We start from the raw sequence: 10,745 nt of genomic DNA, 5'->3' as shown, positions 1-10,745 counted from the left end.
CCCACCCCCCCAGGGGCCCCCCCCCCCCCCGCCACAGGTCCGTTGTGCATCAGACTTACAGGGGTGACCCCGCCGGCGCCGCATCCAACCTTCGTGCAATCACATCCATCACATCACAACCATCGCGCAGGGGAATGCAGCAAAGCTGTGCCAGGTCCTGGAGGGTTGCGGGGTCAATGGTCTGTTCGTCACGCATCGCGAGGTTTTCCAGGAACTGCGTAGCGGCGCGGATTCGGTAGGCGGCTGCATCGAGCAAGGTGTGTAGCGGGGCAGAGGTGTCGACGTAGAGGGGTTGGTCGTCGGCGTTGCTGGTAAGGCCCATATATCGTTTCATATCAATTCCTTGTGTCATGAATGGACTGTCACGCTTCGTCGCCAAACGAAGGGTGACAGCTGTACGCAGGTTGGCGAACCGGAGACACAAGGGAGCCGGCAGACCCGAAGGTCTCCCGCGCACAGCTGCCATAAAGCAGTTCTGTGAGCACAAGGGTGCTTCTGCCACAGAGCAGAGAGCACCGTTGCACTTGCGTCAATCGGGTCGCCAAACCCGGTCGCCATCTGGGCGACGCCAAGACTATAGACGTCACCGCAAAAAATACGCAAGGGATTGATAGGGAAGGGGATTCCCAATCATATGTAGGACTTTGTCATGGTCGTAAGCTTCTGAACCCGAGATCCTACAGCTTGGCAAGACGGATACGCAGGAAAACGTGAAGCTAATGCAATTCCCGTGGCGCTTATATAAGACGCTTGCGTAGCCCATCCCCACCCCATACGGGATAATACGCCCCAACTTGAGGTCACAAGCGCTACCCTCCGATGGTTGGCGACTCAGAAGGATCGATCGCAATGACAGACTGGCTGCAAAGCAACGCGCAGATGGCCGAACGGATGCGGTGCCATCGTTGGGAGGACACGCCGCTCGGGCCGCCGCAGGGCTGGCCGGATGTGTTGAAGACGACGGTGGCCTTGAGCTTGGCGTCGCATTTTCCCCAGGCCATTATCTGGGGGCCGGAGCTGGTAACGTTGTATAACGATGCGTTTCTGCCAATCCTCGGCAATAAGCCCGAGGCGCTGGGGCGGCGGTTCGATGAGGTCTGGCAGGAGGCCTGGAGCGATATAGGGCCCATCGTGCGTGCGGCCTTCGAAGGGCAAGCGACCTATATCGAGAATTTTCCGTTGGTGGTCGAGCGCGGCGCCGGGCCGGAGCAGGCTTACTTCACGTTCTGCTACAGCCCCATCCGCGACCAGTTTGGCAAGGTCGTGGGCATGTTGGACACGGTCACCGAGACCACCTCGACGGTACTGATGACCCAGCGCCTGGCGGTGCTGGATGCCATTGGCAATGCGGTGGCCAACGCCACCGAGCCGCAAACGATCATGGCGACCACGACGCGCATTCTGGCGGCGCATCTGAACCTGTCTAATTGCGCCTATGCGGACATGGATGAGGACGAAGACGGTTTCACCATTCGCGGCGACTGGGCCCGGGCCGGTTCGCCGCACATCGTCGGGCATTATCGGCTGGCGGATTTCGGCCGGCTGGCCGTCGCCAATCTTCGCTCCGGCAAGCCGTTGGTGATCAACGACAACCTCAAGGAGTTGGCGCCGGATGAAGCGGCGACGTTCCAGGCCATCGGGATCGCGGCCACCATTTGTGTGCCATTGATCAAGGGCGGGCGGTTGACCGCGCTGATGGCCATCCACGATAAAACCCCTCGGGTCTGGGCATCCAACGATCTGGTGTTGTTGATGGAGGTCACGGAGCGGTCCTGGGCCCACATCGAGCGCGCCCGCGCCGACGCCGCTGTTCGTGAGGGCCTGGCGGCACTGGCCGAGCTCAACGCGACCCTGGAGCAGCGGGTCGAGGAGCGCACCACGCGCTTGCAACAGACCGAGGCGGCGCTGCGCCAGTCGCAGAAACTCGAAGCCATCGGCCAGCTCACCGGCGGCGTGGCCCATGACTTCAATAATCTGCTGACGATCATTCGTTCTTCGGTAGACTTCCTGCGCATGCCCAATCTGTCCGAGGAGCGTCGGCAGCGCTACATGACCGCGGTTTCCGAGACCGTGGAGCGTGCTGCCAAATTGACCAGCCAACTGCTGGCCTTCGCTCGACGCCAGCCGTTGAAGCCGGAAGTCCTTGAAGTGGGCAAGCAGGTGCAGAGCCTGGGGGATATGCTGCAGACTGTCACGGGGGCGCGAATCCAGGTGGTGGTCGAATTGGATGATCGGCCTTGTTACATCCGTGCGGATTTGAGCCAGTTCGAAACCGCCATCATCAACATGGCCCTGAACGCCCGGGATGCCATGGACGGCCAGGGCACGCTCTGGCTCCGCCTGAAATGCGCGCAAGGCATGCCGCCGATCCGTGGTCATGCCGGGGCCGGGCAAGCCTTCGCGGCCATTTCCCTGGCGGACACCGGTACCGGGATCAGCCCTGAGGTGCTGGAGCATATTTTCGAGCCGTTCTTCACCACCAAGGAGGTCGGCAAAGGCACGGGGCTGGGGTTGTCCCAGGTGTTCGGCTTTGCCAAGCAGTCTGGCGGCAACGTCGACGTCTCGACCGTGGTGGGCGAAGGAACGGTGTTTACCTTGTATCTCCCGGAGGTGGAAGCCGAAGTCGTTCAGGAACCCGGCAAGGAGGACGCTACGCAGTTGCTGCTGGAAAAAGGCAGCCGGCGGGTATTGATCGTGGAGGACAACCTGGAAGTCGGGCGTTTCGCCACCCAGATCCTGCAGGATCTGGGCTACGAAACGTGCTGGGCAACCAACGCCGAGGAGGCGCTGAAGATGGTGGGGCCGGACGCGATGGCGTTCGACGCGATATTTTCCGACGTTGTGATGCCTGGCATCAGCGGTGTGGCCTTGGTCAAAGAACTGCGCCAGCGTCGCCCGGATCTGCCGGTCGTGCTGACCTCTGGCTATAGTGAAGAACTGGCTCACAGTGGACACGAAGGGTTTGAATTCTTATCCAAACCCTATTCTGCCGACCAAGTGGCACGGGTTCTGAACCGCACGATGCGCGGCACTGAGTGAGTGTTTCCGTTATGAAACAGTGGGTTCCATTCGTCGGTCAGGCAGTGCCAGGACGGGCAGTCTGTAGATGACCGGCTAGTCTCATGTCTGGGAGACCGGTATTTTAAGGCAATAGGTTATTGCCGGTAGCGGCCTCAATCAGCAGGGGAAAGGCAATGGGAGCACCGTACAGCGAGGAGCACGGAGCCGCGTATCCAATCAACGAAGGATTGCAGTGTGGTCAATCGGCCTACCGCTCAGACTTTGGCGACGAGCCGATTCCGTCGATCAGGACCAAAGTGTCGAAAGTGCAGCGAGGAGAGAAGGGCAAGTTCTTACCCAGGATTCCGATCAAGAAATAACCGAAAGCACAGCCCCGTCACCGAGCGGGGCTTTTTTCGCCCGGTTTTCGGCCGGAAAAACGGGAGCGGCGTAAATATTTTTCATCTTTTTTCAACCGCCGGTTTCTTTCACGTTTCTTTCACAAGCGGCCACGTAATCTGAACTCATCCGTTAGAAAGCAGTACCTGCCCGTTTCCCCAGCGGGCTTTTTTTTGCCTGTCATAAAATAATTCCTGTATTCGCTGTCCAACCGGCATGGCCTGGCCGATTGGCGTAAACTCGCGCCCGCGCGCAGCGGCCATCTTTCCCGATGCGGCATTCTTGAGGTTTTTATCATGCGTTTGACGTTGTCCACCTTGGTCCTTGGGTTGCTGGTTGCACAAGGCGCGATGGCTGCCGGTGACGGTACTGCTGCGGTTGGCGGTGGCCTGGGCGGTGTATTGGGTAATGTGGTCGGCCAGCAGATGGGCGGCAGCACCGGCGCGGCGATTGGCGCCGGTGTCGGCGGCGCAGCCGGCAGCGCAGTAGGGGCTCGCAAGGGCAGCCGTACTGAAGCGGCCATCGGTGGTGGCCTGGGTTCGGCCGGCGGTTCGATTGTCGGTAATCGTCTGGGCGGCTCCACCGGTTCTACCATTGGTGCAGGCCTCGGCGGCGCGGCCGGTGGTGCGTTGGGTAGCAACCTGTCCAATGACAATGACGGGCATTCGGGTGGTAAGAAGCACAAGCATAAGCGCAAGCATCGTTAAGCGGATGCTTGCTTGAATAGGCCCGGCCTGGTGCCTAAGCCGTTCACTTTATGTGGATGAACTCATCGTGGCGAGGGAGCTTGCTCCCGCTGGGACGGTCCGACGCCTCGGGCGCAGCAGCCCTTTTTTGTGAGCGCTTCGCACTCAAGCGGGAGCAAGCTCCCTCGCCACATGTTCGATGTTTGGCTGGGATGCGCGTTACCCATACATTTCTGCGGAACGTTCACCACGCTCTCGCCCTCGAATTCATACACCCCCCACAATCACGAGGTGCGCCATGACCCCTGAAACCGAAGGCAAGGAAGAGAAAGGCCCGTCGGGTGTTCCGTTCGTCAATGACCCCGGCAATGAAGACCCCGGTTCGCTGATGGACGATGCCCAGGTTCCTCTGATCGACGATGAAGACGCCGAGCTTGAGGATGATTCCTACGAATGAGGCGGGTTTATCCCACTCAGGAGGTTGCTATGACTGCCGATTCACCTGTCCCCAGTGACGATGAAACCCCGGAATACCCACTGCCATCGCCGACTAATCCGCTGAGTCGTGATCAGCTTCCCGATGACGAAGCCGTAACGCAGCAGGAGCCTGGCGAAGACGAGGATGTCGAAGCCGCGCCGGATGATCCGGACATCGCCGGCGACGATGCGTCGGGAACGCCAAGCTGATCTGCACGCCGCCTGTCGATCCGCAGGCACCATCGGCCCGCCATGCTTGCCACACATCAGGTAGATACCATGAAAAGGAGATCCATCATGATGAAATCCAACATGACAGCGCTGACGCTCGCCGGGATTCTTTCGGTCAGTTCACTCGCCGCTTTGGCACAGACTTCGGGCGGTAATCCTCCCGTGGATAAAGGCGGGATGCCGCCTTCCACCCAGATGGATGCCGGGGGTTCTTCCAACGCCAACGGTAACGCGCTACCACCTGGTTCTGTAGGCGGTGGCAACGGTGGTGATGCCAGTGGCAGCAGCACCAGCCCCGGTACGGGAACGGGTTCGACCAGCGGTGGCAGCACGATGGGCGGTGCGCCTGCCGGTGGCAGCACCAACGGCGGGACCGGCACCAGCGACAGTGGCGGCGCCGGAGGCTCGGGTTCGGGTGGTTCCGGGGGTTCCGGTCAGTAACCCGCCAGTTTTCCCAGAAGAGGGAGTACGCTCCCTCTTCGCGCCAGACGCATGACACAAAGATTTCCCATTGCCTGTTCCAAGGCGCTCTCGTTATTCTGCTGAATCCTTTAAGGCAAACATCCTGCGCGGGTTATCCCGACATGGGGTGTTGATGACGGATCCGATGCGATGAAAGCACCGCACAAAGAGTTAGGCCCGATCAAGGCAGTGATTTTCGACATGGATGGGCTGTTGCTGGACACCGAGGGGATCTATACCGAGGTCACGTCTATCATCGCCGAGCGCTACGGGCGCACCTTCGATTGGAGCGTGAAGCAGAACATCATTGGTCGCGGTGCCGGGGATCTGGCCAACTACGTGGTCCAGGCGCTGGAGTTGCCGATCACTCCAGAGCAATTTCTGGAGATCCGCGAGCCGCTGATGCGCGAGCGTTTCCCTCGCGCGCTGGCGATGCCAGGTGCCCAGGAACTGGTGCGGCACTTGAAGGCCAGCGGCATTCCGATTGCGGTGGGCACCAGCTCGTCGAGCCAATCATTCGCCCTGAAAACCACCTTGCACCGGGACTGGTTCGCGTTGTTCGACTTCATCGTGACGGCGGACGACCCGGAGGTCGGCGCGGCCAAACCGGCGCCGGACATCTTCTTGACCGCAGCGCGTCGCCTGGGCGTTGCGCCTCGCGATTGCCTGGTGTTCGAGGACTCACCCTTCGGCGTCACGGCCGCCAAAGCCGCAGGCATGACCGCCATCGCCATTCCAGACCCGGCCATGGCTGATGAAAAATACGCCCACGCCGATGCGATCATCCGCTCGTTGAAGATGTTTCAACCGGGCCTGTGCGGCCTGCCAGAGCTGGAATGGGCCTGACGAAAAAAGCGCGACACAACAGAACGCCGGTCATGGTTGAATCCATGACCGGCGTTTTTTATGCGTGGATCAGGCGCCGAAACCACCGTCGATGGTCAGGCTGGCACCGGTGATGTAACCGGCTTCCGGGCCTGCCAGGTAGGCGACGAAACTGGCGATTTCATCCGCCTTGCCGTAGCGTCCGACGGCCATCAACGAGATCAGGCTGGAGGCGAAGTCGCTGTCGGCCGGGTTCATGTCGGTGTCCACCGGGCCGGGCTGCACGTTGTTGACCGTGATGCCCTGAGGGCCGAGGTCACGGGCCAGGCCTTTGGTCAGGCCCACCAGTGCGGCTTTGCTCATGGCGTAGGGGCCACCACCGGCAAAGGGCATGCGGTCGGCGTTAGTGCTGCCAATGTTGATGACCCGACCGCCTTCAGTCATGTGCCGGGCGGCTGCCTGGGTGGCGATGAACACGCTGCGTACGTTGATGGCCAGGGTCTGGTCGAAATCTTCGAGCTTGAACTCGCTCAACGGGGCCATTGCCAGCACGCCGGCGTTGTTGACCAGGATGTCCAGCCGGCCAAAGGCTTCGACCGTGGCCTCGACCGCGTTGCGGATCGCATCGGCGTCGGCGCTGTCGGCCTTGATCGCCAGGGCCTTGCCGCCGGCTGCTGTGATGCTGTTTTGCAGTTCTTGCGACTTGGCGGCCGAGCTGACGTAGGTGAAGGCCACTGCCGCGCCTTCGGCAGCCAGACGTTTGACGATGGCGGCGCCGATGCCGCGGGACCCGCCCTGGATCAGGGCGACCTTGCCGCTCAATGCTTGAGTACTCATGGGTTTCTCCAAAACTGCCGAGGCGGGATGCCGCGGTTGATGGAGGCGAGTATCAGCAATTGTCGATCGGCTGAGTAGACGTCAGCTGATACAGTCTGTGTAAACCAAAAGTTTAGAGTGACGCCTATGGAAACCTTCAGCAGTATCGAATGCTTCGTGCGTAGCGCCGAAGTCGGCAGCTTTGCCGAGGCCGCACGGCGCTTGAGCCTGACCCCCGCGGCGGTGGGTAAAAGCGTCGCCAAGCTCGAGGCGCGGCTGGGGGTGCGGCTGTTTCAGCGCAGTACCCGCAGCCTGACACTGACCGAAGCCGGGCAACTGTTTCTGCGGGAAGTCGGCAGCAGCTTCAGCACCATCCAGAACGCGGTCGCCAACCTGGCGAGTGCCGGTGGGCAGCCCGCGGGCACGCTGAAAGTGAGCATGGGCACGGCATTTGGCCGGCTGTATGTGGTGCCTTTGCTGAGTGAGTTCTTGCAGCGCTACCCGGCGATCAGCCCGGATTGGCATTTCGATAACCGCCAGGTCGACCTGATCGGCCAAGGCTTCGACGCGGCCATCGGCGGCGGGTTCGAACTGCCTCAAGGCGTGGTAGCGCGCAAGCTGACGGTGGCGCATCGGGTACTCGTCGCTTCCACGGCGTACTTGCAAAACCATGCTTCGATCATCGAGCCGGAAGACCTGGCGCATCATCAGGGCATCCTGATCCGTTCACCGCAAACCGGGCGGGTTCGCTCCTGGCAATTGACCAGCCGCACGCGCCAGCACAGTCCACTCATGCTCAAGGCGCGCATGACCATGAGCGATTCGGAAGCCGATTGCGCGGCGGCGGCCCAAGGGTTGGGCATCGGTCTGGTGAGCATGCCGGTGGCGGTGCCCTATCTCGACTCCGGCGCGTTGCTGCGGGTGCTGCCGGACTGGTATGTCGATGATGGCAACATCTCGATTTATTACGCAGAGCACAAACTGCTGCCCGGCAAGACCCGGGCGTTTGTGGATTTCATCATTGAGCGGTTTGCGCAGCAAGGATGGGGGGAGCGGTTCAGTGCGGTTTGAATATGGCTCTAGACCGAGGCGTTCCCTTCGCGAGCAAGCCCGCTCCCACAGTAGGTCTGTGTCGTACCCAAATTCTGTGAACAATACCTTTCATTTGTGGGAGCGGGCTTGCTCGCGAAGGGCTCAACTCGGTTCAAGGCTGGAACTCACCGCCCAAACCGCCCCGGCCAGCCAATGATGGTCTTGGGCCGTGGTGTCGCATAGGTCCGCACCTTCGATGTCGACAACCCCAGCCGTACCAGGGATTCAGCAATGGTCACCGCTGCTGTCACGCCATCGACCACCGGCACTCCGGTGCGTTGGCGGATCTGCTCATCGAGCCCGGCCATGCCGCCGCAGCCCAGGCAAATGACCTCGGCCTTGTCCTGGCTGACCGCCAGTTCAGCCTGTTGCACGATGGCTTCAACGGCCCGCTGTGGGTCCTGCTCAAGTTCCAGCACTGCCAGGCCACTGGCCCGCACCGAAGCGCAGCGCTCGAACAGGCCGGACAGCTTGAGGCGGTCCTCGATCAACGGCACGGTGCGGTCCAGGGTGGTGACCACCGAGTAGGCATGGCCGAGGAACATCGCGGTGCTGGCGCCGGCATCGGTAATATCCACCACCGGCACGTTCAGCAGTTCCTGCAAACCTTCGCGACCGTGCTCGCCGTAGCCTGCCTGAATCACTGCGTCGAATGGCTGGTCGTAGGACATTACCCGGTCCATCACCGCAATGGCCGCCAGGTAGCTTTCAAAGTTGCCCTCGATGGAATCGGCGCCGAAATGCGGCGTGAGCCCGACAATCTCAGTGCCCGGCGCAGCGACGGCCTGGGCCTGCCGGGCGATGGCCTGGGTGATGGATTCGGTGGTGTTGACGTTGACCACGAGAATTCGCATGAGCATTTTCCTTGATTCACAAAAGGTGAGCGGCCCGGACGCGGCGGGCCGCCTGAACAATCAATGGCTGACGTTATCCACAGCGATGGATTCTCCGCTGACGTCCTCGTAAGACGGCTGGCGCTTGGCGATGATCAGCTACAGGAGCCCTGCAATAGACGCGCCGATCAGCTCAAAGAAGAATTCAGCGGAGCGGAGGTTGTATAGAGGGTGACTTTTTGGTGCGGAGCGGAAAAATGCATACAAAAACGCCACCTGAGGTGGCATTTTGTGTACAGGAACACTGCCTATGATTTCAGGCTTTGGACTTGCTGATGATATTGCCGGCGTGCAGCCCGCATTCTTTCTGCGTGGCTTCTTCCCACCACCAGCGGCCTTCGCGTTCGTGCTGGTTCGGCAGTACCGGTCGGGTGCAGGGCTCGCAGCCGATGCTGATGAAGCCGCGTTCGTGCAGGCTGTTGTAAGGCAGTTCGAGCATGCGGATGTAGCCCCAGACTTCCTCGCTGGTCATTTGCGACAGCGGGTTGAATTTGTACAGGGTGCGCTCGGGGGTGGAAAACGCCGTGTCGATTTCCAGTACGGCCACCTGGCTACGGGTGCCGGGGCTCTGGTCGCGACGCTGGCCGGTGGCCCAGGCGCGGACATCGGACAGTTTGCGTCGCAGCGGCTCGATCTTGCGGATGCCGCAGCACTCGCCATGACCGTCCCTGTAGAAACTGAACAGGCCTTTTTCCTTCACGAAAGGCTCCAGTTTCGTATGGTCCGGCGAGACCAGTTCGATGTCGATCTTGTAGTGCTCGCGCACCTGATCGATAAACCGATAGGTTTGCGGATGCAGACGACCGGTGTCGAGGCTGAACACCTTGACGTTCTTGTTCAGCTTCCAGGCCATGTCCACCAGCACCACGTCTTCGGCGCCACTGAAGGACAGCCACAGGTCGTCGCCGAATTCAGCGAAGGCCAGCTTGAGGATGTCCTGGGGGGACTTGTTGGCATAGGTCGTGGCGAGTTCCACGACGTCAAACGATGGGCTCATCAGGGCGGTTTCCTACAGGTCGGTGGCGCTGGGCGCTCTATATGGGGCTGATGGTAACAAAAGCTGTCGGGGCTGGCGCGCTCCTGTGCGTTGCGCGGGCCCGGGGGAATGGCTAGAGTCGGCAGGCTTTTTGTTCGCCCAACCGATAAACATCAGAATAAGTGGGAGTGTCTTGTGGAAATTGCCTGTCTCGACCTGGAAGGTGTGCTGGTCCCGGAGATCTGGATCGCCTTCGCTGAAAAAACCGGTATTGAGTCCCTCAGGGCGACCACTCGGGACATTCCCGACTACGACGTGCTGATGAAGCAACGGTTGCGCATCCTCGACGAGCACGGCCTGAAGCTCTCGGACATCCAGGAAGTCATCGCCACGCTCAAGCCCCTGGAAGGCGCCATCGAATTCGTCGACTGGCTGCGCGAGCGCTTCCAGGTGGTGATTCTTTCCGACACGTTCTACGAATTTTCCCAACCGCTGATGCGCCAGTTGGGCTTCCCGACCTTGCTTTGCCATCGTTTGATTACCGACGAAAGCGGGCGGGTCACTGGTTACCAGCTGCGTCAGAAAGATCCCAAGCGCCAGTCGGTGCTGGCCTTCAAGAGCCTGTATTACCGGGTTGTCGCGGCGGGGGATTCGTACAACGACACCACGATGCTCGGCGAGGCTGATGCCGGGATTCTGTTTCATGCGCCGGAGAATGTGATTCGTGAGTTCCCGCAATTCCCGGCGGTGCACAGTTTTGCGGAGTTGAAGCAGGAATTCATCAAGGCGTCGAACCGGTCCCTTACCCTGTAAACCACACCCCCCCCTGTGGGAGCGGGCTTGCTCGCGAAGGCGGAGTGTCAGTCGGCTTATAAATATCTGACACAC

At 60.7% G+C, this 10,745-nt stretch carries 12 protein-coding genes; 8 read left to right on the top strand and 4 right to left on the bottom strand.

Annotation, left to right across the window (positions count from 1 at the left end; genetic code table 11):
• Positions 1–55: 55 nt before the first annotated feature.
• On the bottom strand, positions 56–334 hold the full coding sequence (locus RGM2987_RS01975; RefSeq protein WP_245138440.1) for a short-chain dehydrogenase: 279 nt from the start codon (positions 332–334) through the stop codon (positions 56–58).
• Between the two features lie 515 nt (positions 335–849).
• Here RGM2987_RS01975 and RGM2987_RS01970 point away from each other — a divergent pair.
• The 6 genes from RGM2987_RS01970 (at position 850) to RGM2987_RS01945 (ending at position 6,101) form a co-directional block, all read left to right on the top strand.
• Positions 850–3,039, top strand: coding sequence for a response regulator (locus tag RGM2987_RS01970; protein ID WP_245138439.1), 2,190 nt, complete (start codon positions 850–852; stop codon positions 3,037–3,039).
• A 656-nt stretch (positions 3,040–3,695) separates the two neighbouring features.
• Positions 3,696–4,106 (top strand): glycine zipper domain-containing protein, encoded by a 411-nt coding sequence (locus tag RGM2987_RS01965; RefSeq protein WP_245138437.1) that lies wholly within the window; start codon positions 3,696–3,698, stop codon positions 4,104–4,106.
• A gap of 277 nt (positions 4,107–4,383) precedes the next feature.
• Positions 4,384–4,542 carry a hypothetical protein gene (locus RGM2987_RS01960; RefSeq protein ID WP_245138436.1) on the top strand — a complete coding sequence of 53 codons (159 nt, stop codon included), beginning with the start codon at positions 4,384–4,386 and terminating at the stop codon, positions 4,540–4,542.
• 29 nt (positions 4,543–4,571) lie between these two features.
• A complete protein-coding gene (locus RGM2987_RS01955) occupies positions 4,572–4,772 on the top strand; it encodes a hypothetical protein (RefSeq protein ID WP_245138435.1) in 201 nt (66 codons plus the stop codon).
• A gap of 87 nt (positions 4,773–4,859) precedes the next feature.
• Entirely contained in the window at positions 4,860–5,234 is a 375-nt protein-coding gene (locus RGM2987_RS01950; protein WP_245138433.1) for a hypothetical protein, read from the top strand.
• Positions 5,235–5,405: 171 nt separating this feature from the next.
• A complete protein-coding gene (locus RGM2987_RS01945) occupies positions 5,406–6,101 on the top strand; it encodes an HAD-IA family hydrolase (protein ID WP_245138432.1) in 696 nt (231 codons plus the stop codon).
• A gap of 69 nt (positions 6,102–6,170) precedes the next feature.
• Here RGM2987_RS01945 and RGM2987_RS01940 read toward each other — a convergent pair whose 3' ends face one another.
• Complete coding sequence (locus RGM2987_RS01940; RefSeq protein ID WP_245138431.1) at positions 6,171–6,917, bottom strand: 3-oxoacyl-ACP reductase family protein; 747 nt, start codon at positions 6,915–6,917, stop codon at positions 6,171–6,173.
• Between the two features lie 126 nt (positions 6,918–7,043).
• Here RGM2987_RS01940 and RGM2987_RS01935 point away from each other — a divergent pair, with 126 nt between their 5' ends.
• Positions 7,044–7,967, top strand: coding sequence for a LysR family transcriptional regulator (locus tag RGM2987_RS01935; RefSeq protein WP_245138430.1), 924 nt, complete (start codon positions 7,044–7,046; stop codon positions 7,965–7,967).
• A 146-nt stretch (positions 7,968–8,113) separates the two neighbouring features.
• On the opposite strand, the gene RGM2987_RS01930 is transcribed toward RGM2987_RS01935, so the two are convergent.
• Together RGM2987_RS01930 and RGM2987_RS01925 are read right to left on the bottom strand one after the other, a co-directional pair.
• Complete coding sequence (locus RGM2987_RS01930; protein ID WP_245138428.1) at positions 8,114–8,842, bottom strand: aspartate/glutamate racemase family protein; 729 nt, start codon at positions 8,840–8,842, stop codon at positions 8,114–8,116.
• A 295-nt stretch (positions 8,843–9,137) separates the two neighbouring features.
• Positions 9,138–9,878 carry a phosphoadenylyl-sulfate reductase gene (locus tag RGM2987_RS01925; RefSeq protein ID WP_245138427.1) on the bottom strand — a complete coding sequence of 247 codons (741 nt, stop codon included), beginning with the start codon at positions 9,876–9,878 and terminating at the stop codon, positions 9,138–9,140.
• Positions 9,879–10,052: 174 nt separating this feature from the next.
• On the opposite strand from RGM2987_RS01925, the gene thrH reads away from it, so the two are divergent.
• Entirely contained in the window at positions 10,053–10,670 is a 618-nt protein-coding gene (gene thrH, locus RGM2987_RS01920) for a bifunctional phosphoserine phosphatase/homoserine phosphotransferase ThrH (protein ID WP_245138426.1), read from the top strand.
• Positions 10,671–10,745 lie beyond the last annotated feature (75 nt).

The organism is Pseudomonas sp. RGM2987 (genome assembly GCF_022952855.1).
Lineage (GTDB): Bacteria > Pseudomonadota > Gammaproteobacteria > Pseudomonadales > Pseudomonadaceae > Aquipseudomonas.
The sequence above is the reverse complement of the archived record's forward strand: the minus strand, read 5'-3'. Positions and strand labels throughout refer to the sequence as shown.